Annotated in this window: 19 protein-coding genes and 1 pseudogene; 18 read left to right on the top strand and 2 right to left on the bottom strand. The window is 66.2% G+C overall.

Annotation, left to right across the window (positions count from 1 at the left end; translation table 11 throughout):
* Window positions 1-353: 353 nt before the first annotated feature.
* From rpsB to bamA, 10 genes are all read left to right on the top strand, one after another.
* Window positions 354-1,175, top strand: a complete 822-nt coding sequence (gene rpsB / locus EO174_RS03570; RefSeq protein WP_026064294.1) for a 30S ribosomal protein S2 — start codon at window positions 354-356, stop codon at window positions 1,173-1,175.
* Between the two features lie 169 nt (window positions 1,176-1,344).
* Window positions 1,345-2,223 (top strand): translation elongation factor Ts, encoded by an 879-nt coding sequence (tsf, locus tag EO174_RS03565; protein ID WP_126942285.1) that lies wholly within the window; start codon window positions 1,345-1,347, stop codon window positions 2,221-2,223.
* Window positions 2,224-2,503: 280 nt separating this feature from the next.
* Window positions 2,504-4,027 (top strand): GGDEF domain-containing protein, encoded by a 1,524-nt coding sequence (locus tag EO174_RS03560; RefSeq protein ID WP_126942282.1) that lies wholly within the window; start codon window positions 2,504-2,506, stop codon window positions 4,025-4,027.
* A 106-nt stretch (window positions 4,028-4,133) separates the two neighbouring features.
* On the top strand, window positions 4,134-4,856 hold the full coding sequence (pyrH, locus tag EO174_RS03555; protein ID WP_104648342.1) for a UMP kinase: 723 nt from the start codon (window positions 4,134-4,136) through the stop codon (window positions 4,854-4,856).
* Between the two features lie 198 nt (window positions 4,857-5,054).
* Window positions 5,055-5,612 carry a ribosome recycling factor gene (gene frr / locus EO174_RS03550; RefSeq protein ID WP_115049235.1) on the top strand — a complete coding sequence of 186 codons (558 nt, stop codon included), beginning with the start codon at window positions 5,055-5,057 and terminating at the stop codon, window positions 5,610-5,612.
* A gap of 17 nt (window positions 5,613-5,629) precedes the next feature.
* Window positions 5,630-6,391 (top strand): polyprenyl diphosphate synthase, encoded by a 762-nt coding sequence (gene uppS, locus EO174_RS03545; protein WP_164739074.1) that lies wholly within the window; start codon window positions 5,630-5,632, stop codon window positions 6,389-6,391.
* Window positions 6,388-7,215, top strand: a complete 828-nt coding sequence (locus tag EO174_RS03540; RefSeq protein ID WP_126942279.1) for a phosphatidate cytidylyltransferase — start codon at window positions 6,388-6,390, stop codon at window positions 7,213-7,215. The genes uppS and EO174_RS03540 overlap by 4 nt, the downstream gene beginning before the upstream one ends.
* 2 nt (window positions 7,216-7,217) lie before the next feature.
* Complete coding sequence (locus EO174_RS03535; RefSeq protein ID WP_126942276.1) at window positions 7,218-8,408, top strand: 1-deoxy-D-xylulose-5-phosphate reductoisomerase; 1,191 nt, start codon at window positions 7,218-7,220, stop codon at window positions 8,406-8,408.
* 26 nt (window positions 8,409-8,434) lie between these two features.
* Window positions 8,435-9,781: an RIP metalloprotease RseP gene (gene rseP, locus EO174_RS03530; RefSeq protein ID WP_104583399.1), complete on the top strand. Its 1,347-nt coding sequence runs from the start codon at window positions 8,435-8,437 to the stop codon at window positions 9,779-9,781.
* A gap of 83 nt (window positions 9,782-9,864) precedes the next feature.
* Complete coding sequence (gene bamA / locus EO174_RS03525; protein WP_164740072.1) at window positions 9,865-12,282, top strand: outer membrane protein assembly factor BamA; 2,418 nt, start codon at window positions 9,865-9,867, stop codon at window positions 12,280-12,282.
* A 72-nt stretch (window positions 12,283-12,354) separates the two neighbouring features.
* On the opposite strand, the gene EO174_RS03520 is transcribed toward bamA, so the two are convergent.
* On the bottom strand, window positions 12,355-12,549 hold the full coding sequence (locus EO174_RS03520) for a hypothetical protein (RefSeq protein WP_104583401.1): 195 nt from the start codon (window positions 12,547-12,549) through the stop codon (window positions 12,355-12,357).
* Between the two features lie 128 nt (window positions 12,550-12,677).
* Here EO174_RS03520 and lpxD point away from each other — a divergent pair, with 128 nt between their 5' ends.
* The 7 genes and pseudogenes from lpxD to EO174_RS03485 all read left to right on the top strand — a co-directional run bounded on the left by lpxD (window position 12,678) and on the right by EO174_RS03485 (window position 22,003).
* Window positions 12,678-13,691 (top strand): UDP-3-O-(3-hydroxymyristoyl)glucosamine N-acyltransferase, encoded by a 1,014-nt coding sequence (gene lpxD, locus EO174_RS03515; RefSeq protein ID WP_126942270.1) that lies wholly within the window; start codon window positions 12,678-12,680, stop codon window positions 13,689-13,691.
* Window positions 13,688-14,149 carry a 3-hydroxyacyl-ACP dehydratase FabZ gene (gene fabZ, locus EO174_RS03510; RefSeq protein WP_119129019.1) on the top strand — a complete coding sequence of 154 codons (462 nt, stop codon included), beginning with the start codon at window positions 13,688-13,690 and terminating at the stop codon, window positions 14,147-14,149. Before lpxD ends, fabZ begins: the two co-directional genes overlap by 4 nt.
* Before the next feature lie 23 nt (window positions 14,150-14,172).
* A complete protein-coding gene (gene lpxA / locus EO174_RS03505) occupies window positions 14,173-14,964 on the top strand; it encodes an acyl-ACP--UDP-N-acetylglucosamine O-acyltransferase (protein ID WP_126942267.1) in 792 nt (263 codons plus the stop codon).
* Between the two features lie 29 nt (window positions 14,965-14,993).
* The gene (gene lpxB / locus EO174_RS03500) at window positions 14,994-16,265 is read left to right on the top strand and encodes a lipid-A-disaccharide synthase (protein ID WP_164740071.1); all 1,272 of its coding nucleotides are present in this window, start codon (window positions 14,994-14,996) and stop codon (window positions 16,263-16,265) included.
* A pseudogene (locus EO174_RS03495) lies at window positions 16,262-16,909 on the top strand (ribonuclease HII); the annotation flags it as partial. The gene lpxB and the pseudogene EO174_RS03495, both read left to right, overlap by 4 nt.
* 359 nt (window positions 16,910-17,268) lie before the next feature.
* On the top strand, window positions 17,269-20,853 hold the full coding sequence (dnaE, locus tag EO174_RS03490) for a DNA polymerase III subunit alpha (RefSeq protein WP_126942264.1): 3,585 nt from the start codon (window positions 17,269-17,271) through the stop codon (window positions 20,851-20,853).
* A 190-nt stretch (window positions 20,854-21,043) separates the two neighbouring features.
* On the top strand, window positions 21,044-22,003 hold the full coding sequence (locus EO174_RS03485) for an acetyl-CoA carboxylase carboxyltransferase subunit alpha (protein ID WP_053045248.1): 960 nt from the start codon (window positions 21,044-21,046) through the stop codon (window positions 22,001-22,003).
* Between the two features lie 397 nt (window positions 22,004-22,400).
* Here the strand turns inward: EO174_RS03485 and EO174_RS03480 are convergent, their stop codons facing one another.
* Window positions 22,401-22,847, bottom strand: a complete 447-nt coding sequence (locus EO174_RS03480; protein ID WP_126942261.1) for a CopD family protein — start codon at window positions 22,845-22,847, stop codon at window positions 22,401-22,403.
* 74 nt (window positions 22,848-22,921) lie between these two features.
* On the opposite strand from EO174_RS03480, the gene EO174_RS03475 reads away from it, so the two are divergent.
* A complete protein-coding gene (locus EO174_RS03475) occupies window positions 22,922-23,524 on the top strand; it encodes a class I SAM-dependent methyltransferase (RefSeq protein WP_164740070.1) in 603 nt (200 codons plus the stop codon).
* Window positions 23,525-23,533 lie beyond the last annotated feature (9 nt).

Genomic DNA, 23,533 nt, shown 5'->3' with positions numbered 1-23,533 from the left:
GCCTGCACAATTGGGGATTCGCATCGTGGAAGCCCAGCTTTTGCCAATCCCAAATCCCCAATCCCGAGCCCCAATTGCACCTCCCCGCCCCGCCGGCTATACTCCGCCGGCTGTTTTGCGTATTGCACGCAGTGCGTCGTTCACGTCGGACGTCACCGACGAATTCACACCTGCCGCCGCCATCCGTGCCGGGGTGCCCCCAACAGGGGGTTCGACACGGAGGCGACAGGGAAGCCCAACCCCGGAATCATGTGCGTTTTGATGCGAGTCCCTCGCAACAGCCCGCACATCCATGTGCGGACTTTTCAAAGTCAAGGCCGCGCACGGTGATTCCGCTATCAGGAGTTACTTCAATGCCCCAAGTCACCATGCGTCAGATGCTGGAAGCCGGCGTCCATTTCGGTCACCAGACCCGCTACTGGAACCCCAAGATGGCGCCGTACATCTTCGGCGCGCGCGGCAAGATCCACATCATCAACCTCGAGAAGACCGTTCCGCTCTTCAATGACGCGATGAACTTCCTCTCCTCGATCGCGCAGAAGCGCGGCACCGTGCTGTTCCTGGGCACCAAGCGCAGCGCGCGCGAGTCCATCAAGGAAGAAGCCGAGCGTTGCGGCATGCCGTTCATGACCCAGCGCTGGCTGGGCGGCACCCTGACCAACTTCCGTACCGTCAAGCAGTCGGTTGCCCGCCTGAAGGAACTGGAGTCGGCCGAGACCGACGGCACCTTCGACAAGCTGGTCAAGCACGAAGTGCTGGGCCTGCGTCGCGAGCGCGAGAAGCTGGACGCCTCGCTGGGCGGCATCAAGGAAATGAACCGCCTGCCCGACGCGATCTTCGTGATCGACATCGGCCATGAAGACATCGCCATCAAGGAAGCCAAGAAGCTCGGCATTCCGGTGATCGCGGTGGTGGACACCAACTACGATCCGGCCCTGGTCGACTACGCCATCCCGGGTAACGACGACGCCATCCGTGCCGTGCAGCTGTATGCACGCGCCGCTGCCGACGCCGTGCTGGAAGGCAAGGCCGCTGCGCCGAATTCCGCGTCGGTGCGCGAGGAAGAGTTCTCCGCCGAGTCCGCCGACGAAGGCAAGGGCCGTCGCGCTCCGGCCAAGAAGGGCGACAAGAAGGCTGACGCGCCGGCCGACGCGGCCGCTCCGGCTGCCGAGTAATCGGCCTGCAATGCGGCCGCACCATGCTGTGCGGCCGCAGCCCCGACGGGTCCACCGCGGCCCGTCGCCGAGGCCACCGAACATCTCTACGGGGGCGGCCGGCATGGCTGCGTCGTCTCCTACTGGCGGAACATTCCGCCGCACGCATTCGTCCATATGAGGTAATTCCATGGAAATCACTGCTTCCCTGGTCAAGGAACTGCGCGAGCGCACCGGCGCCGGCATGATGGAGTGCAAGAAGGCACTCGTCGAAAACGCAGGCGACATCGACGCCGCTGCCGAATGGCTGCGCAAGTCCGGCCTGGCCAAGGCCGACAAGAAGGCTGACCGCGTTGCCGCCGAAGGCCGCATCGCCACCGCACAGGCCGGCGGCAAGGCCGTGCTGGTCGAAGTCAACTCCGAGACCGACTTCGTCGCCAAGGACGAGAACTTCCTGGCCTTCACCGAGACCGTGGCCACCGCCGCGCTGAACGCGGACGCAGCCGATGCCGAAGCGCTCAAGAGCGTCAAGCTCGACAGCGGCGAGACCATCGAAGAGCGTCGCGCCGCGGTCATCGCCAAGGTCGGCGAGAACCTGCAGGTGCGTCGCCTGGTGCGTATCGACAGCGCCAACAACGTCGCAGCCTACGTGCACGGCGGCCGCATCGGCGTGCTGGTCGAGCTGAAGGGTGGCGACGTCGAGCTGGCTCGCGGCATCGCCATGCACATCGCCGCGATGAACCCGCCGCACGTCAAGGCCTCCGACGTCCCGGCCGAGTTCATCGCCAAGGAAAAGGAAATCGAACTGGCCAAGATGTCCGAGAAGGACAAGGCCAAGCCGGCCGAGATCCTGGAAAAGATCATCAGCGGCAAGATCAGCAAGATCGTCAACGAAGTGACGCTGTACGGCCAGCCGTACGTGCTGAACACCGACCAGACCGTCGAGCAGGCGGTCAAGGCCGCCGGTGCCGACGTGGTCGGCTTCCAGCGCCTGGCCGTTGGCGAAGGCATCGAGAAGGTGGTGGAAGACTACGCCGCCGAAGTGATGAAGCAGGCCGGACTGGCCTGATCCTCGCCGCACCATAGAAAAAGCCGCGGCCTGCCGCGGCTTTTTTTTTGCCCGGCGCTGGCGCGCGCGCCAGCAACGCGCGAAACTGAAGCGAACGCATCCGCCAGGCCCGCAACCGGCCTCAACATCTACAGATGTCGTGGCGGTGGCCGCTACAGCTGGATGCCGACCAGGCTTTCCGCGTCCATCACGCACGCGCTGCAGCGCGGCGGCGGCCAAGCATGGCGTGCCCCATTAACGAACGCAGCGGTATGCTTGCGTTCACCGTCGGCGATGACCCATGCAACCAGATCTACAGGCCGCCCTGCACTATTGCCGCAACCTGCCGTCGCCTCCGGGTGTGGCGCTGCGCGTCATCGAGCTGGCGCAGGACCCCGACGTGGACATGACCACCACGGCCAACGTCATCGGCATGGACATGGCATTGAGCGCGCGCATGCTGCGGGTTGCCAATTCGCCGCTGTACGCCAGCCGCCGCCGTATCGACAACCTCGGCCAGGCGCTGACCATGCTCGGCCTCAACGCGACCCTGAGCCTGGCACTGGGGTTTTCGATGGTGCACGGCGTGCGCAGCACCTTCGCCGCGCATCCGCTGCATGAGCGCATCTGGCGCCGTGCCGGGCTGTGTGCGCTGGCCAGCCGCATCCTCGGGCAGGCCTACGGCATCCGCAAACCCGAAGAACTCATGCTGGCCGGCCTGCTGCAGGACATCGGCAAGCTGGCCCTGCTGCAGGGCGCGCCCGAGCTGTATGCGCCGCTGCTGGAGCAGGCGCCGGACAACGCCGCGCTGCTCGAGGCCGAACGCGAGCAGCTGGGCGCCACCCATGCCGAAGTCGGCGCCTGGCTCGCGCATCAGTGGCAGTTGCCGCCGTACCTGCAGAACGCCATCGCGCAAAGCGAGCAAGAGCCCGCCAGCCTGGAGCCGTTCATGGCCTGTGTCGCGCTGTCCGGGCGCCTGGCCGACATCTGGCTGTCGGCCAGTGCCGTGGCGGCCACCGAACACGCCCAACAACAGGCGCAGGAGGTGCTGGACCTGGACGCCGAACGCTTCGAGAAGGTGATCGAACGCATCGCCGAATCGCTGCCCGAACTGGAAGCCCTGTTCGACATTCGCGTGCCGCAGCCCGAGCACATCCAGATGATCTTCGAGCAGGCGCGCGAACTGGCGATGCTGCGCAGCCTGCGCGAATTGCAGGACGTGGCCGAAGCGCGCCGGCATGCCGACGAATCGGAAAACCGCATGCGCCATCTGGCCGAACAGGCCAGCCGCGATGCGTTGACCGGCGTGTTCAATCGCCATCAGCTCGGCACTGCGCTCGCGCACGAGTTCGAGTTGGCATCGCGCCAGAACTGGCCGCTGTCGATCGCCTTCATCGACCTGGACGACTTCAAGCGCGTCAACGATGCGCATGGTCACCTGGTCGGCGACGAGGTACTGCGCAACTTCGCGCAGACGCTGCAGCGCATGGTGCGCACCAGCGACCTGGTCGCCCGCTATGGCGGCGAGGAATTCCTGGTGATCCTGCCCAACACCGCGGCCGAAGCGGCATTGATGGTGGTCGAGCGCATCCTGGCCGAAACCGCACGCACGCCGATGGCGCAACTGCAGGGCGGCCCGCTGCACATCACCTTCTCGGCGGGGCTGGCCACCCACGGCGGCGACGACCGCCAGTTCGAGAGCATCGAGCATCTGCTGCAGGCCGCCGACAGCACGCTGTACCGCTCCAAACATCGCGGCCGCAACCGCGTCACCGCCTACGATGCGACCGACGTGCCGACACCGCAGCCGCCGCGCGCGCACTGAGCAACACGTCACGTCATTGCCAACTACCGAATTTTTACCACGCCCGGTGACAGGCTTCCGCTAGACTTGCCGGCGTTTGCCGATCCCCCACACCGAGGTTTCCCCCATGTCCGAACTTGCCTATCGCCGCATTCTTCTCAAACTTTCCGGGGAGGCGCTGATGGGAGACGGGGATTACGGCATCGATCCCAAGGTCATCAACCGCCTCGCCCATGAAGTGATCGAAGCCCAGCAGGCCGGCGCGCAGGTCGCCCTGGTGATCGGCGGCGGCAACATCTTCCGCGGCGCCGGCCTGGCCGCCAGCGGCATGGACCGCGTCACCGGCGACCACATGGGCATGCTGGCCACCGTGATCAACGCGCTGGCGATGCAGGATGCGCTGGAGAAGCTTGGCGCCAAGGTGCGCGTGATGAGCGCGATCAAGATCAACGATGTCTGCGAGGACTTCATCCGCCGTCGCGCGATCCGCCACCTGGAAAAGGGCCGCATCGCGATCTTCGCCGCCGGCACCGGCAATCCGTTCTTCACCACCGACTCGGGCGCGGCGCTGCGCGCGATCGAGATCGGCGCCGACCTGCTGCTCAAGGCAACCAAGGTCGACGGCGTCTACGACAAGGACCCGAAGAAGCACACCGATGCGGTGCGTTACGACAGTCTGACCTACGACCAGGTCATCCTGCAGGGCCTGGAAGTGATGGACACCGCCGCCTTCGCCCTGGCGCGCGACAGCGACCTGCCGCTGCGCATCTTCGGCATGAGCGAGCCCGGCGTGCTGCTGCGCATCCTGCACGGCGAGCAGATCGGCACGTTGGTGCAGGGCCGCAGCTGAGGGCGGGATTGGGGAATCGGGATTCGGGAATCGCAAAAGCGCAGCGCTGACGCCTGCGTTGATGCCTGTCCGTCGAGCGCCTGCAGTGGGAAGCGGCGCCATCAGGTGAACCGGCTGCGCGGGTCCTGACGACCCGCGAGTCGTGAAACCTCAGTCCCGGCTATAATCTCCGGATTCAGCTCCACACGGATTCCGGCGATGCTCAACCAGATCAAACAAGACGCGCTCACGCGCATGACCAAGAGCATCGATGCTCTGCGCCATTCCCTGACCACGGTGCGCACCGGCCGCGCCTCTCCGGCGCTGCTGGACGGCATCAAGGTCAAGGCCTACGGCACCGACACCCCCCTCAACCAGGTTGCCAGCATCAGCGTCTCCGAAGGCCGCTCGCTGGTCATCAGCCTGTTCGACAAGGGCATGATCAAGGACGTCGAGAAGGCGATCTATGCCTCGGATCTGGGCCTGACCCCGACCGTGGTCGGCACCGTGATCCGTCTGAACCTGCCGCCGCTGACCGAGGAGCGCCGCAAGGAGCTCAGCAAGTCCGTGCATGGCGAGGGCGAGGACAGCAAGGTGGCCATCCGCAACATCCGTCGCGATGCCAACCAGCAGGTCAAGGATCTGCTCAAGGACAAGGCGGTCACCGAAGACGAGGCGCGCAGCGCCGAGGACGACATCCAGAAGCTGACCGACAAGGCCATCAAGGATGTGGATGAGGTCGTCAAGGCCAAGGAACAGGAACTGATGACGGTCTGATCGTGGCATCGCCTGCCATGCATCCAGCACCTTCCGCTGCCGCCGTGCCGCGCCACATTGCCATCATCATGGATGGCAATGGGCGTTGGGCGCAGCGTCGGCGGCGTCCGCGCATGATCGGTCATCGCGCCGGCGCGCGCGCGGTCAACCGCACCATCGACTTCTGCCTGGAAAAAGGCGTCTCGGCGCTCACCCTGTTCGCGTTTTCCAGTGAAAACTGGGGGCGCCCGCAGGAGGAAGTCGATGCGCTGATGAAACTATTCCTGCATGCACTCGACCGCGAGGTCGACGAGCTGCAGCGACGCGGCGTGCAAGTGCGCTTCATCGGCGATCGCGGCCGCTTCGCGGCGCCGCTGCGCGAGCGCATGGCCGGCGCAGAACGCATCACCGCGGCCAATTCGCGCCTGGTGCTGAGCATTGCCGCCAGCTACGGCGGCCGCCAGGACATTGCGCTGGCCGCGCGGGCCCTGGCCGAAGAAGTGGCGGCCGGTCGCCTGCAACCGCAGCAGATCGACGAAGCGCTGCTGGCCAGCCGCGTCGCATTGGCCGACCTGCCGGCACCGGACCTGTTCATCCGCACTGGTGGCGACACCCGCATCAGCAATTTCCTGCTGTGGCAGCTGGCCTATACCGAACTGTGGTTCACCGAAACCCTGTGGCCGGAGTTCGATGCCGGCGTGCTGCAGCAGGCACTGGATGACTACGCCGGGCGCGAACGCCGCTACGGCCTGACCAGTGCCCAGATCGCCGACAAGGCGACGGAGAGCTCCTCCGCATGACCAAGACCCGCGTGATTGCCGCGCTGATCATGGCGCCGCTCGCCATCTGCGCGATCGTGCTGCTGCCCACGCAATGGCTGGCGGCGCTGGCGGCGATCCTGTTCCTGACCGGTCTGTGGGAGTGGCTCAAGCTCTCCGGCATCGACGACAGCCTGCCGCGCACCGTGCTGCTGATGCTCAATCTGCTGCTGATGGTGCTGATGGTGTGGGCCTCGGCTGGCTCCATGGTGCTGTTCCAGATCGCCGCCCTGGTGGGGGTGGTCTGGTGGCTGCTGGCGCTGCTGTGGCTGCGCTTTTTCACCTTCGGTGCCGATCACGGCAACGGCCAGGCGCGCGCGCTCAAGCTCGCCGCCGGCACGCTGGCGGTCTTGCCGGCCTGGGCCGCGCTGGTGCTGCTGCATGCCAACCCGGACAAGGGCAACCTGTGGCTGCTGACCGCGCTGACCATGGTGTGGGCGGCCGATTCGGGCGCCTATTTCGCCGGCCGCGCGTTCGGCAAGCACAAGCTGGCACCGCGGGTCAGCCCCAACAAGACCATCGAAGGCCTGCTCGGCGGCATGGTCGCCGGCATCGTGGTCGCCTGCGCGTTCGGCTTGCTGGCCGGGCTCACCCTGGCGCACGTGCCGCAGCTGATCCTGGTGGCGGCGGTGGCGGTGCTGGCCTCGGTGCTGGGCGATCTGTTCGAGAGCCTGCTCAAGCGCCATGCCGGCGCCAAGGACTCGGGCGCGGTGATTCCGGGCCACGGCGGCGTGCTGGATCGCATCGACGGCGTGCTCGCCGCCCTGCCGGTGTTCGCACTCGGCAAGGAAATTCTCGGGTTCTAGATATGGCTGGCTCTGCTCTCCGTCACGTCGCCGTCTTCGGCGCCACCGGCTCGATCGGTGCATCGGCACTGGATGTGATCGCCCGTCATCCGCAGCGGCTGCGTGTCAGCGTGCTGTCGGCCGGCAGCAAGGTCGACGCGCTGCTGGCGCTGTGCGTCACCCATCGCCCTGCGCACGCAGTGATCGCCGACCACTCCCTGTACCCGGCGCTGCGCGACGGTTTGCGCGCGGCCGGACTGGCCACCCAGGCCCACGCCGGCAGCGAGGCCCTGGACGCGCTGGCTGCCAGCGATGCCTGCGATACCGTGGTGGCGGCGATCGTGGGAGCGGCCGGCCTGCCGTCCACGCTGGCCGCGGCCGGCGCCGGCAAGCGCCTACTGCTGGCCAACAAGGAATCGCTGGTGCTGGCCGGCGAATTGCTGACCCGCACCGCGGCTGCGGCCGGCGCCGAGATCATCCCGATCGACAGCGAGCACAGCGCCATCTTCCAGTGCCTGCGCTCCTGCGACGCCAGCCGCGGCGTGCGCCGGGTCATCCTGACCGCGTCCGGCGGTCCGTTCCGTGGCTGGGACCGCGCCGCGCTCGGTGCGGTCACGCCCGCGCAGGCGGTCGCACATCCCAAATGGTCGATGGGGCCGAAGATTTCGGTGGATTCGGCGACGCTGATGAACAAGGGCCTGGAAGTGATCGAAGCGCATCACCTGTTCGGCCTGCCCGGCGCCCGGATCGATGTGCTGGTGCATCCGCAGAGCCTGGTGCACTCGCTGGTGGAATTCGTCGACGGCTCCACCCTGGCCCAGCTCGGCCTGCCCGACATGCGCACCACGCTGGCGGTCGGCCTGGCGTGGCCGGAGCGGGTCGAGTCAGGCGTTGGCGGGCTGGACCTGCTGACCCAGGGGCGGCTGGATTTCGAGGCGCCGGACACGGCCGCCTTCCCGTGCCTGCGCCTGGCCTGGGAGGCGCTGGAGGCCGGCGGGACCGCGCCTGCGATCCTGAACGCGGCCAATGAAGTGGCTGTTTCAGCGTTTCTTCAGGGCCAGGTGGGTTTCCTAGCGATTCCCGCGTTGGTCGAACACACACTGACAACGCTCGCACGGCACAATGCCGACTCCCTCGACACCCTGCTGTCTGCCGATGCGCAAGCGCGGCAGATCACCGAACGCGCCCTCGCCAATCACCGCCTTCATGCCTGATCGATTTACGCAACCGAGTTGCATCCATGGGTGATTTCATCGGTTCGGTCTGGTGGATGATCGTCAGCCTGGGCGTGTTGGTGACCTTCCACGAATTCGGGCACTTCTGGGTCGCGCGCCGCTGCGGCGTCAAGGTGCTGCGCTTTTCGGTGGGCTTCGGCAAGCCGTTGTGGATGCGTCGTGACCGCCACGGCACCGAGTTCGTGGTGGCGGCCATTCCGCTGGGCGGCTACGTCAGGATGCTCGACGAACGCGAAGGCGACGTGCATCCGGCCGAGCAGGACCAGGCCTTCAACCGCAAGACGGTATGGCAGCGCATCGCCATCGTCGCCGCCGGCCCCATCGCCAACCTGTTGCTGTGCATGGCGATGCTGTGGGCGATGTTCGTGGTCGGCAAGCAGGATTACTCGGCCACCATCGGCCGCGCCGACGGTCTGGCCGCCGAAGCCGGCCTGAGCCCGGGCGAGCGCATCGTGCGCATCGATGGGCGCAGTGTCAGCAGCTGGAGCGATGCCAGCATGCAGCTCACCACGGCGGCGATGGACCAGCGCGACATCCGCGTGCTGACCGCCACCGAAGGCGCCGGCAACCGCGAGCACACGCTGCGCCTGTCGCAGCTGCCAGCCGGCTTTGACGAGCGCCGCGTGGCGTCGCTGGCCGGTATCGGCTGGCAGTTCATGCTGCAGCCGCCGGTGGTGGGCCAGGTGGTCGCCGGCTCGGCGGCGCAGGGGCTGCTGCAGCCGGGCGACCGCATCGTGGCCATCGACGGCCAGCCGATCCGGTCGGCCGACGAGATTCCCGCCCAGCTGCAGGCACTGGGCGCGCAGGGCGGGACCGGCATGATCGAGGTCGCGCGCGGCGACGACCGGCTGGCGCTGGAAATCGCCCCGCGCCGGTCGCCGCAGGGGCAATGGCTGCTCGGCGTGGGGTTTGCGCCAGCGCAAGCGCCGGCCTACGACAGCCGCCAGCAGTACGGCATGTTCGCCGCGGTGCCTGCCGCGATCCGCGAGACCGGCCGGATGACCGCCGACTCGCTGGGCATGATGAAGCGCATGCTGACCGGCCAGGCCTCGGTCAAGAACATCTCCGGCCCGGTCACCATTGCGCGCGCCGCCAACGCCTCGGCCGAACGCGGGCTCGACTGGTTCCTGTATTTCCTGGGCTTGCTGTCGCTCAGCCTGGCGATCATCAACCTGATGCCGATCCCGATCTTGGACGGTGGGCATCTGCTGTATTACCTTATCGAGTTGGTCAAGGGCAGCCCGATCAGCGAACGGGCCATGATTGCCGGGCAATATGTCGGCCTGGCGGTCCTGGCCGGGCTGATGGGACTGGCGTTCTACAACGACATCCTCGGCCTGGTTCCACGATGAAGCTGCTCCACTCCTTCCGCCTGTTGTCGTCGTCATACGTCGGCATCCAGCAACACCCGAAATCGACTCCAACCGGATGTGACATGACGCGTCTTCCCACTCGCCGCCTGCTTGCCCTCGCTCTCGCCGCCGGCCTCAGCCTGCCAGTCGTTGCCCAGGCCGCAGAGCCGTTCGTTGCCAGCGACATCCGCGTCGACGGCCTGCAGCGCATCGCCTCCGGCACCGTGTTCACCTATCTGCCGGTGAACCGCGGCGACACCGTGGACGATGGCAAGGTCGCCGACTCGATCCGTGCGTTGTACCGCACCGGCTTCTTCGAGGACGTGCAGCTGGATCGCCAGGGCAACATCCTGGTGATCACCGTGAAGGAGCGCCCGGCGATCAACAAGCTCACCGTGACCGGCAACAAGGACATCAAGTCCGAGGAACTGCTCAAGGGCCTGGGCGACATCGGCCTGACCGAGGGGGGCACCTTCGACCGCCTGAGCCTGGACCGCGTGACCCAGGAGCTGACCCGCCAGTACAACAACCGCGGCAAGTACAACGTCGAGATCACCCCGACGGTCAGCCCGCTGGACCGTAACCGCGTGGACGTGGCGATTGCGATCAAGGAAGGCAAGGCGGCCAAGATCCGCCACGTCAACCTGATCGGCACCGAGAAGTTTGCCAACGAGGATATTCTGGAGAACTGGGAATCCAAGGAGCACAACTGGGCCTCGTGGTATCGCCGCGACGACCAGTACTCCAAGGAAAAGATGTCCGGCGACCTGGAGAAGCTCAACTCCTGGTACCTGGACCGCGGCTACGTGGACTTCAGCATCGACTCCACCCAGGTGTCGATCAGCCCGGACAAGCGCGACATGTTCGTCAGCGCCGGCGTCACCGAGGGCGAGCAGTACAAGATTTCCGAGATCAAGGTCACCGGCGACACAGTGCTGCCGCAGGCCGACATCGAGCGCCTGGTCATCCCCAAGGCCGGCGACATCTTCTCGCGTGCGCTGCTTGAGTACACCTCCGATGCGATCACCAATACGCTGAGCAACGTCGGTTACGCCTTCGCCAAGGTCAACCCGATCCCCACCCCGAACCGCGAGGACCGCACTGTCGCGGTGAACCTGCAGGTGGTGCCGGGCCCGCGCGTGACCGTGCGCCGCATCCTGTACAAGGGCAACAGCCGCACCTCGGACGAAGTGCTGCGCCGCGAGATGCGCCAGTTCGAAAACACCTGGTATTCGCAGGCGGCGATCGACCGTTCCAAGATCCGCCTGCAGCGCCTGGGCTACTTCGAGAGCGTGGATGTGGAAACGCCGGCCGTGCCGGGCAGCAACGACCAGGTCGACGTGGTCTACAACGTCAAGGAGACCACCTCCGGCAGCTTCGTGTTCGGCCTGGGCTACTCGCAGAGCTTCGGTGTGACCACCTCGGTGCAGCTGTCGCAGAACAACTTCCTGGGCGGCGGCAACCGGGTGGCGGTGGAAGCCTCGCGCAGCAGCTACCAGCAGCGCTACGCGTTCTCCTACACCAACCCGTTCTTTACCGACGACGGCGTGTCGCTGGGCTACAACCTGTCCTGGCGCTCGCTGGACTACTCGGACTTCAACACCGCCCAGTACAACAGCAAGAATGGTTCGGCGCAGGTGGTGTTCGGCGTGCCGATCACCGAGAACGATACCGTCTCGGCGATGGTCGGCATCGACAGCAACCAGATCAATACGTTCCAGGGCCAGACCCCGCAGGCGATCATCAATTACATCGATGCAATCGGTACTAGCACCTTCCATGCCTGGCGCACAGAGCTGGGCTGGGCACGCGATACCCGCAACGACTTCTTCATGCCCACCCGTGGCATGTACCAGCGCGTCGGCCTGGAGACCACCCTGCCCGGCTCCACGGTCGAGTACTACAAGTTCAACTACCAGATCTCCAACTACTGGCCGATCATCCCGGCGATCGTGTTGAACACCCGCTTCGAGCTGGGTTACGGCGACAGTTATGGCAATGACAGCCGCCGCGACATATGCGGCGTAGTCACCAACACTAACAACATCCCCACCTACACAGAGCAAGGCTGCAACGGCAGCAACCTGATCCGTACTGTCACTGCGACCGGGCTGCCTTTCTACGAGAACTTCTACGCCGGCGGTACCAACTCGGTGCGCGGCTTCGAAGACAACACGCTGGGCCCCCGTTCGGAACGCACTGTCAATTACTCGCGCGGCCAGCCGCTGGGTGGCTCGTTCAAGACCGTCGGTTCGGTGGAAATGTACTTCCCCAAGCTGTTCGACAGCCCGTCGGCACGCGTGTCGGCGTTCTTCGACTTCGGTAACGTCTACGACGGCGTGGACAACTTCAAGGCCAACGAGCTGCGTGCGTCCACCGGCGTGGCGCTGTTGTGGCGCGCCCCGGTCGGCCCCATCTCGATCAGCTACGCATTCCCGCTGAAAAAGGAAGACAACGACGAGATCGAACGTCTGCAGTTCACCTTCGGCGGCCAGTTCTAATAGCGAACGGCAACAAAGAAGGCGGCCCGCGCAAGCGGGCCGCCCGTGTATCACCGGTTGGATGTGGGCCGGTCAGAACCAGCTGTCCAACCATGTGGAGACGGTGTTGGACAGACAGCTGGCGATGTCGCCGGCAGGCAGGCTGAGACACTGCAGCTGCTGCTCACCGGTTGCCCTGCCCTGCTCGACATCGAAGGATTGGGCCGATGCACCTGCGACCGCGCCCATCATGACCAGACCACCAAGGATGGAAAGAACGGTTTTCATATGCGTGTTCCTGGATTGGCCGCTTGATTGCGACAGGACCCTAGATACGCAGGCTTTGTTGGGAACTGTTTAATGGTGTTTTCTCCCCGTTAAAGCGGCTCTCCCACACTTACAAGAGGTTCACCCTGATGCGCTTGACCGCCAGTGCGATTGCCGAACAATTTGGTCTGACCGTCATCGGTGATGGCGCCATCGAAGTCAGTGGCGTCGCCACCCTGGCGCATGCCGGCGCCGGGCAACTGAGCTTCCTGTCCAATCCGCGCTACCGGCCGCAGCTGGGCCAGAGCCAGGCCGCCGTGGTGGTGCTGCGCGCCGACGATGCGCAGGACGCACGCGGCACCGCGCTGGTCGCCAAGGATCCCTACACCGCCTTCGCCAAGATTGCCGCCTTGTTCGATGTGGCGCCGGTGCGCGAACCGGGCATTCACCCGTCGGCCGTGGTCGATTCCAGTGCCCAGGTCTCGCCGAGCGCGCATGTCGGCCCGTTCGTCAGCATCGGTGCGCGTAGCCGCGTGGGCGATGGCTGCGTGATCGGCACCGGCAGCATCATCGGCGAGGATTGCGTGGTCGATGACGGCAGCGAGCTGCTCGCCCGCGTCACCCTGGTCACCCGGGTGCGCCTGGGCAAGCGCGTGCGCATCCATCCCGGTGCGGTGATCGGCGCCGACGGCTTCGGCCTGGCGATGGATGCCGGCCACTGGATCAAGGTGCCGCAGCTGGGCGGTGTGGTGATCGGCGACGATTGCGAGATCGGCGCCAACACCTGCATCGACCGCGGTGCACTGGAAGACACCGTGCTGGAAGAAGACGTGCGCGTGGATAACCTGGTGCAGATCGCGCACAACTGCCACATCGGCGCACATAGCGCCATCGCCGGCTGCACCGGAATCGCCGGCAGCGCCAAGATCGGCCGTTACTGCCTGCTTGGCGGGCATGTCGGCGTGGTCGGGCACCTGGAGATCTGCGACAAGGTCGTGATCACCGGCAAGTCGGTGGTGCGCAATTCCATCCATGAGCCGGGCGAGTATTCGTCCGGCACCCCTCTCACCGACAATCGCACGTGGCGCAAGAATGCCGCGCGCTTCAAACAACTCGATGTGCTGGCAAGGCGCATCCTGGCTGTGGGCAAGGAGAAAGAATGAGTCACCCCACTTACGAGCTGCCGATTGACGTCAACCAGATCCAGACGCTGATCCCGCACCGCTATCCGTTTCTGCTGATCGACCGGGTTGTCGACCTCGACCTGGAAGCCAAGCGCATCGTCGGGCAGAAGAACGTCAGCATCAACGAGCCATTTTTTCAGGGCCATTTTCCTACCCGCCCGGTGATGCCCGGCGTGCTGATCATCGAGGCACTGGCGCAGGCCGGTGGCGTGATGACCCAGCTCGGGCTGGGGCGCGACGCGCTATCCAAGCTGTTCTACATGGTCAAGGTCGACAACGCCCGCTTCAACAAGCAGGTGGTGCCGGGTGACGTGCTGATGCTGGAAGTGCAGATGAAGCGCCTGATCCGCAACATGGGATGCTATTACGGCGAGGCCAAGGTCAACGGCGAAGTCGTGGCCAGCGCCGAAATCATGTGCGCCGGCGCCAAGGAATAACCCGTTTTTGGAGGTGAGACACGATGCGTGATCAAGCACCCTTGATTCATCCCACCGCCGTCATCGATCCGTCGGCGCAACTGGCCAGCGATGTGCGCGTGGGCGCGTTCTCGTTGATCGGCGCCGATGTGCAGATCGATGCGGGCACCGAGGTGGGGCCGCATTGCTCGATCCACGGCCCGACCCGGATCGGCCGCAACAACCGCTTCATCGGCCATGCCGCGATCGGCGGCGAACCGCAGGACAAGAAATACGCCGGCGAGCGCACCGAACTGGTGATCGGCAACGGCAACGTGATCCGCGAATTCGTCACCATCAATCGCGGCACCGGCGGCGGTGGCGGCATCACCGTGGTCGGCGACGACAACTGGATGCTGGCCTACACCCACGTGGCGCACGACTGCCATGTCGGCAACCACTGCGTGTTCTCCAACAACACCACGCTGGCCGGCCATGTCACCGTGGGCGACTACGTGATCATCAGCGGCTTTGCCGGTGCCCATCAGTTCTGCCGGATCGGCGCGCACGCCTTCCTGGGCATGGGCGCGCTGACCAACGGCGACGTGCCGCCGTTCACCATGGTCGGGAGCGAATCGCTGGGCCGCCCACGCGGCATCAACAACGAAGGGCTCAAGCGTCGCGGCTTCGATGCCGAGCGCATCACCGCGATCAAGCGCGCCTACCGCACGCTGTACGTCGCCGGGCTGCCGCTGGCCGAGGCCAAGCTGCAGCTGGCCGAACAGGCCAAGAGCAGCGAAGACGTGCGCGGGCTGCTCGAGTTCATTGAGGCGGCAGAAAGGCCGTTGTTGCGATGAAGGCCGGGATTCGGGATTCGGGATTGGGGATGCAAAGCGTCCTCGCCACACCGGGCCAAGTCGTGCACGACGCGCTGGCCAATCCCCAATCCCCAATCCCCAATCCCTGCTCCCCACGCATCGCGCTGATCGCAGGCGAAGCTTCCGGCGACATCCTGGGTGCCGGCTTGATCGAGCAGCTTCGGCGCCGCTATCCGGCTGCCGAGTTCGTCGGCATCGGCGGCGATGCGATGCGCGGGGCCGGCTGCCAGACCTGGTTCGATGCCAGCGAACTGGCGGTGATGGGGCTGACCGAAGTGCTCCAGCATCTGCCGCGGCTGCTGAAGCTGCGCCGCGCGTTTCGTGAGCGTGTGCTGGCATGGAAACCGGACGTGTTCATCGGCATCGATGCACCCGATTTCAATCTGTCGGTCGAGCGCTGGCTCAAGCAGCGCGGTGTGCGCACCGTGCATTACGTCAGCCCCTCGGTGTGGGCATGGCGCGAGAAGCGTGCGGAAAAGATCGGCGCCAGCGCCGACCTGGTGCTGTGCCTGTTTCCGATGGAGCCGCCGATCTACGCCAGGCACGGCATCGATGCGCGCTTTGTCGGCCACCCGATGGCCGACGACATCGCCTACCAGGCCGATCGCGCCGCTGCGCGCGCCAAGCTGGGTCTGTCCGCCTCCAGCACCGTGCTGGCGGTGTTGCCCGGCAGCCGGCATGGCGAGATCGGCAAGCTCGGCGAGACGTTCTTCCAGGCCGCCTGGCTGGTGTCCGAGCAGTTGCCCAACCTGCACGTGCTGGTCCCGGCGGCCAATCCTGGCTGCAAGCAGCTGCTGGCCGAGCAGTTGTCGCGCTCGTCGCTGCCGGTGCTGCGGTCGCACCTGCTCGATGGCCAGGCGCGCACCGCGATGCTGGCCGCCGACGTGGTGCTGCTGGCGTCGGGTACCGCGACGCTGGAGGCGATGCTGGTCAAGCGCCCGATGGTGGTCGGCTACAAGGTCGCCCCGCTCACCTACCGCATCGTCAAGACGCTGGGCCTGCTCAAGGTCAACCGCTACGCGCTGCCCAACATCCTGGCCAACGACGACCTCGCCCCGGAGCTGATGCAGGACGACTGCACCCCGGAGCGCCTGTGCGCAGCCCTGCTGGACTGGTTCAAGCACCCGGAAAAGGTCGCCGCCCTGCAACCACGCTATCTCGCCCTGCACGCAGAACTACGCTGCGACGCATCGGCACGCGCGGCCGATGCGGTGGCGGAGTTGCTGGAAGGCGGGGATTCGGGAGTGGGGATTGGGGATTCGCCAGGAGCAAAAACGTGAAGATCATTGCTTCGGGCACACACGCCGAGGCGCGCCAGTCGCCCTTGTTTGGCCAATCCCAAATCCCCAATGCCGAATCCCGGCGTTTGATCGCCGGTGTCGACGAAGCCGGGCGCGGCCCGCTGGCCGGGCCGGTGGCGGTGGCGGCGGTGGTGTTCGATCCCGGCAAGCCGCGCATCAACGGGCTGGACGATTCCAAGCAGCTGAGCGCGCAGCGGCGCGAGCAGTTGTATGCGCGCATCGTCGAGCGGGCGCTGGCGTGGTCGGTGGTGCTGATCGACAGCGAGGAGATCGACCGCATCAATATCTACCAGGCGACCATGCTGGGCATGCGGCGTGCGGTGGAGGGCGTGGCGCATGTGGCCGGGTTTGCCCGCATCGACGGCAACCGGGTGCCCAAGGGCCTGCCCTGCCCGGCCGAGGCCTTGATCGGCGGCGATGCGCTCGATCGCGCCATCATGGCCGCCTCGATCGTGGCCAAGGTCACCCGCGACCGCCTGATGCACGACCTGCACGTCCAGCACCCCGAATACCGCTTCGACCAGCACAAGGGCTACGCCACGCCGGTGCACCTGGCCGCGCTGCGCAGCCATGGGCCGTGCCCGCAGCACCGTCGCAGCTTCGCCCCGGTGCGGCGTGCATTGGGCATCGAGGCGGCGCAGTCGCCGTGGGACGTGCCCTGCGCGCCCCCGGCCGATGCGCTGCTGCTGGTCGACTGAGCGCCCCCTTCCAGGCTGCCCTGGCCCGGTCCCGGCGCCACCCACCAGTGGCGCGGAAACGGCCGGTGCAGCCAGGGCTTCGCGCAGCAAGTCACGCACGCCCAGCCCCGCACGCCCCGATCCGCGCAATCGCCACTGCTGCGCTGCATCCAGCTAGCCACAGCCTGAATCGGCCACACCGCCCAGCCCCCGTGGCAGCTGGCCGCGGCGCCGCGCCGGTGCTGTCAAGCCTTGTCCGACCCGACCACGCTCGCTACCCTGACCCCGCATTATTCCGGTCTCGCATGTCCACTTCCCGCTTCGTCCATCTGCACGTCCACACCGAGTTCTCGCTGGCGGATTCCACCATCCGTGTGCCCGAGAAACCGGATCAGGCTGACCCGAAAAAGGCCAAGCAGGCCAACCTGCTGAGCCGCGCGGTCGAACTCGACATGCCCGCGCTGGCGGTCACCGACCTCAACAACCTGTTCGCGCTGGTCAAGTTCTACAAGGCCGCCGAGGGCGTGGGCATCAAGCCGATCGCCGGCGCCGACGTGATGATCGCCACCCCGGACATGACGCCCTGGCGCATGACCCTGCTGTGCCGCGACCGCGAAGGCTACCTGAGCCTGTCGCGCCTGCTGACCCGCGCCTGGATGGAAGGCCACCGCCCCGAAGGCGGCGTGGCGATCCACCCCGAATGGCTGCAGAGCGGCCATGCCAACCTGTTCGCCCTGGCCGGCCGCGACAGCCTGGCCGGGCGCCTGTTCGGCGAGGGCCGCGCCGACCTGGCCGAGCAGCAGCTGGCCGACTGGCAGCGCGTGTTCGGCGACGGCCTGCATCTGGAACTCACCCGTACCGGGCGCCAGGGCGAAGAACGCTTCAACCAGTTCGCGCTGCATGCGGCCGGTGTGCGCGGCCTGCCGGTGGTGGCCAGCAACGATGTGCGCTTCCTGTACGCCAGCGACTTCAATGCGCACGAGGCGCGGGTGTGCATTTCCTCCGGCCGCGTGCTCGACGATCCCAAGCGCCCGCGCGAGTACAGCGACCAGCAGTACCTGAAGTCCGGCGACGAAATGGCTGCACTGTTCGCCGACGTGCCCGATGCAATCGACAACACGCTGGCGCTGGCGCAGCGCTGCAACATCGAGATGCGCCTGGGCACCTACTTCCTGCCCGCCTATCCGGTGCCCGAAGACGAGACGCTGGACAGCTGGATCCGCAGCCAGTCGCGCGACGGTCTGGCCGCACGCCTGGAAAAGAGCCCGATCGCGCCCGGCAAGACCCGCCAGGACTATGTCGACCGGCTGGAATTCGAGCTGGATACCATCATCAAGATGGGCTTCCCCGGCTACTTCCTGATCGTGGCCGACTTCATCCAGTGGGGCAAGAACCAGGGCATTCCGATCGGCCCGGGGCGCGGTTCCGGTGCCGGTTCGCTGGTGGCCTGGGCACTGCAGATCACCGACCTGGATCCGCTGCCGTACAACCTGCTGTTCGAGCGTTTCCTCAACCCCGAACGCGTGTCGATGCCCGACTTCGACATCGACTTCTGCATGGATCGCCGCGACGAGGTGATCGATTACGTGGCACGCAAGTACGGGCGCGAACGGGTCAGCCAGATCATCACCTACGGCACCATGGCGGCCAAGGCGGTGGTGCGCGACGCCGGGCGCGTGCTCGGCTTCAGCTACGGGCTGGTCGACAGCGTGGCCAAGCTGATCCCCAACATCCTGGGCATCACGCTCAAGGATGCGATGGGCGAAGGCAAGGACTCGGAGATGGCCTCGCCGGACCTGATCCAGCGCTACCAGGTCGAAGACGACGTGCGCGACCTGATGGATCTGGCCCGTCAGCTCGAGGACCTGACCCGCAACGCCGGCAAGCACGCCGGTGGCGTGGTGATCGCGCCCGAGCCGCTGTCCGAATTCTGCCCGCTGTTTGCCGAACACGACGAGGACGGGCGCGGCAAGAATCCGGTCACCCAGTTCGACAAGGACGACGTCGAAGCGGTCGGCCTGGTGAAGTTCGACTTCCTCGGCCTGCGCACGCTGACCATCATCGACTGGGCGGTCAAGGCGATCAACGTGCGCCATGCGCGCGCCGGCATCGACCCGGTCGACATCACCACCATTCCGCTCGACGACGTGCCCACCTACAAGGGCGTGTTCGCCTCGGGCAATACCGGCGCGGTGTTCCAGTTCGAATCCTCGGGCATGCGCCGCCTGCTCAAGGACGCGCGCCCGGACCGTTTCGAAGATTTGATCGCGCTGGTATCGCTGTACCGCCCCGGCCCGATGGACCTGATCCCGGACTTCAACGCGCGTAAGCACGGCCAGCAGGAGATCATCTACCCGGATCCGCGCACCGAAGCCATCCTCAAGGACACCTACGGCATCATGGTGTACCAGGAGCAGGTGATGCAGATGGCGCAGATCGTCGGCGATTATTCGCTGGGCGGCGCCGACCTGCTGCGCCGTGCGATGGGCAAGAAGGTGCCGGCCGAAATGGCCAAGCACCGCGAGATCTTCCGCGAGGGCGCGGCCAAGGGCGGGGTGGGCGCGGCCAAGGCCGACGAAATCTTCGACCTGATGGAGAAGTTCGCCGGTTACGGCTTCAACAAGTCGCACGCCGCCGCCTACGCGCTGGTCAGCTACCAGACCGCGTGGCTGAAACGGCATTACCCGGCCGAATTCATGGCCGCGACGCTGTCCTCGGACATGGACAACACCGACAAGGTGGTCGGCTTTCTCGATGAGGTGCGCAATCTCGGCCTGACCGTCAAGCCGCCGCGCGTCAACGAGTCGGCCTACATGTTCGAAGCTGCCAGCCCGGACACGATTCAATACGGCCTGGGCGCGATCAAGGGTGTCGGCCAGGGCGCCTGCGAGGCGATCGTCGAAGAACGCCAGCGCGGTGGCCCCTACACCACGTTGCTGGATTTCTGCACGCGCGTGGGCACCGCCAAGCTCAACCGGCGCACCCTGGAAGCGATGATCAATGCCGGCGCGATGGACGGGCTGGGCAAGAACCGCGCCTCGCTGATGCTGCAGCTGCCGGAAGTGGTCAAGGCCACCGAGCAGCTGGCGCGCGAGCGCGCCTCGGGCCAGAACTCGCTGTTCGGCGGGCCGGACCCGAGCGCGCCGGCGTTGCGCCTGGACCTGCCCGAAAGCGAGGAATGGCCGCTGGGCCAGCTGCTCACCGGCGAGCGCGAAACGCTGGGCTTCTATCTCAGCGGCCATCCGTTCGACCCGCACCGCGACGAGGTGCGCGAGCTGGTCGGCTGCGACCTGGGGTCGCTGGAGAAGATCCTCGCCTCGCAACAACGCGGCGGCGGTGGTGGCGATGGCGAAAAACGCGCCTGGCGCCCGGAAGTCAGCGCCATCCTGGCCGGCCAGGTGATCGGCGTGCGGCGCAAGGGCGACAGCCAGGTGTTCGTGCAGCTCGAAGACGGCCGTGGCCGGGTCGAATGCAGCGCGTTCTCCGATGCGATGGCCGAGTTCGGGCACCTGCTCACCCGCGACCGCATCCTGATCGTCAAGGGCGGCCTGCGCGAGGACGAATTCAACGGCGGCTACAGCCTGCGGATCCGCCAATGCTGGGACTACGAGCAGATCTGCGCCGACCATGCGCAACGCCTGTCATTGCGCCTGGACCTGCGCGAGAAGCAGGCCTGGAAGCGCATCGACGCTCTGCTGGCCAAGCACCGCCCCGGCAAGACCCCCCTGCGCCTGGACCTGCTGCTGCGCGCCCCGACCGGTGGGGTGGCCGGCATGCTCGACCTCAACGGCAGCCACTCGGTGCGCATCGACCAGCAGTTGATGGACAGCCTGCGCGCCGATCCCGCGGTGCGGACCCTGAAGATCAAGTACAACCCTCCGTGGGCGTGAGGGGCCGGGATTGGGCATTCGGGATTGGGGATTCGCAACGGCGGTCTACTGCCACGTCGAAGCCGCGATAGTGCTCTTGCGAATCCCGAATCCCGAATGCCCAATCCCGGCCATGCCACCGAACGGCTCCGTACGGGCCGACGGCACCGCTTCAGCTACACTCCCCGCCTTACGTTGACGACACCACTGCATGAATCCTAACTACCTCGACTTCGAGCAACCCATCGCCGATCTGGAAGCCAAGATCCAGGAACTGCGCAAGGCCAGCACCGGCCCTGCAGTCAACGTGGACACCGAGGTGCGTGCGCTGCGCGACAAGCTGCGCGTGCGTACCGCACAGATCTTCCGCGACCTGTCGGCCTGGCAGGTCTCGCAGCTGGCGCGCCACCCGCAGCGCCCGTACACGCTGGACTACATCAACACCATCTGCGACGAATTCCAGGAACTGGCCGGCGACCGCGCCTATGCCGACGACAAGGCGATCGTCGGGGGCCTGGGCCGCATCGATGGCCGCGCGGTGGTGATCATCGGCCACCAGAAGGGTCGCGACACCAAGAGCAAGGTCGCCCGTAACTTCGGCATGCCGCGTCCGGAGGGCTACCGCAAGGCGCTGCGCCTGATGAAGCTGGCCGAGCGTTTCCGCCTGCCGCTGCTGACCTTCATCGACACCCCGGGCGCCTACCCCGGTATCGGCGCCGAGGAACGCGGCCAGTCCGAAGCGATCGCGCGCAACCTGCTGGAGATGGCCGAACTGAAAGTGCCGGTGATCTGCACCGTGATCGGCGAAGGCGGCTCCGGCGGCGCGCTGGCGATCGGCGTGGGCGACCGCACCTTGATGCTGGAATACGGCACCTATTCGGTGATCTCGCCCGAAGGCTGCGCTTCGATCCTGTGGAAGGACGCGGCCAAGGCCAAGGACGCCGCCGAGCAGCTCGGGCTGACCGCCAAGCGCCTGAAGGGCCTGGGCCTGGTCGACAAGGTGATCCGCGAACCCACCGGCGGCGCGCATCGCAATCCCGAACAGATGGGCAAGCGCCTCAAGGCCGTGTTGCTCAATGAGCTGGAAGCGCTGGAAAAGCTGCCGGTCGAAGGCCTGCTGCAGCGTCGTTACGAGCGCCTGCGCAGCTACGGTGCCTACGAAGGCAACTGATCGGCGATACGTCGAGGCGATAGTGCTGCGTGCACCATCGCCAGCGAGCAAGACGATTGGTCATCGAGGAAGGACTTGGTCGCAATAAGCCCTGCCTCTCCTGTCACCGGTGTTGCAGGCCGCCTGCTGCGCGCATGTCGTACTCAGCAGGCGGCCGCTGTACTGGATCTTCATCCTGATCGCGTTCGCGTTCCTGGCGGTGTTGATCCAGGTGTGCGGCTGCAGACGTCGCCGGATCCCGGCTTGTCTCCCATGCGTGTCGGCCACTGCGCGCCCAGGTGATGCCCGCCGTCGGCACGCGGTGCCGGCCTGCCCCCCCCCCGGGGTCGCATCGCCATCGTCGCTGCGCATCGACTGCGTCAGGCAAACGCACGCGCTGCCTGTACTTCAACAACGCTCAGAACGGCTTGGCCAGCACCAGCCAGATCACCGCGACCAGCAACACCACCGGCACTTCATTGAACAGCCGCAGCGCGCGGCCGCTGGGCAGGCTGCGGCCCTGATCCACGCCCTTCAACCAGCGCCCGGCCACGATGTAATGCGCCAGGATCAAGGCCACCGCAAACAGTTTTGCGTGCAGCCAGCCACCGGCCACCATCGTCGGAAAATCCGGAATCACCCGATAGCCCTGCCACAGCACCACGCCCAGCAGCAGCGCCAGGCCCAGCATGCTGTGGCCGAATCTGTAGAGGCGGCGCCCCATCAGCACCAGGCGTGTGCGTACCGCAGGCTCGGCACCGGCTTCGGCGATATTGACCAGGATGCGTGGCAGGTAGAACACCGCCGCCATCCACGCAGTGACGAACAACAGATGGAAGGTCTTGATCCACAGGTACAGGGTCATGTGCTGGCTTCGCTGGCTGGCGTAGGATGGCCCGCATTTTCACCCATCCGCTCATGCGAAAGCACCTGAGGTCCATGTCCGAACCCGACGACAAGCAGTACGACGCCCACTATTTCCGCCGCTGGTACAGGGATGCGGGGCTGGCCGACCCTGCGCGCCTGCGACGCAAGGTCGCACTGGCGGTGAGCCAGGCCGAGTACTACCTGGAGCGCCCGATCCGCAGCGTGCTGGATATCGGTTGCGGCGAGGCGGCCTGGCGCGCGCCATTGTTGGCCTTGCGCCCCAGGCTGAGCTATCTGGGCTTCGACAGCAGTGCCTATGCGGTACAGCGTTACGGACGCAGCCGGCAGATCCATCCTGCCCACTTCGGCGATTTCGCCTGGCTGCGCCCCTGCGCGCCGGTGGATCTGCTGATCTGCTCGGACGTGCTGCATTACGTGCCCACCCGCGAGTTCAACCAGGGGCTGCCGGGGCTGGCCGAGATGTGCGCGGGCGTGGCGTTTCTGGAGACATTTGCCGACGAAGACGCCTTCGAGGGCGACCACGAGGGTTTTCAGGCGCGCCCGGCGCGCTGGTATCGGCGCCGCTTTGCCAGCGTGGGGTTTGCTGCACTCGGTTCGCACTGCTGGTTGTCGCCGCAATTGGCCGATGAAGCGTCCGCGTTGGAGCGCGGCTGAGCAGGACGT

Origin of the sequence: Xanthomonas sp. BRIP62418 (genome assembly GCF_003993495.1) — a bacterium.
Classification (GTDB): Bacteria; Pseudomonadota; Gammaproteobacteria; order Xanthomonadales; family Xanthomonadaceae; genus Xanthomonas; species Xanthomonas euroxanthea.
The sequence above is the reverse complement of the archived record's forward strand: the minus strand, read 5'-3'. Positions and strand labels throughout refer to the sequence as shown.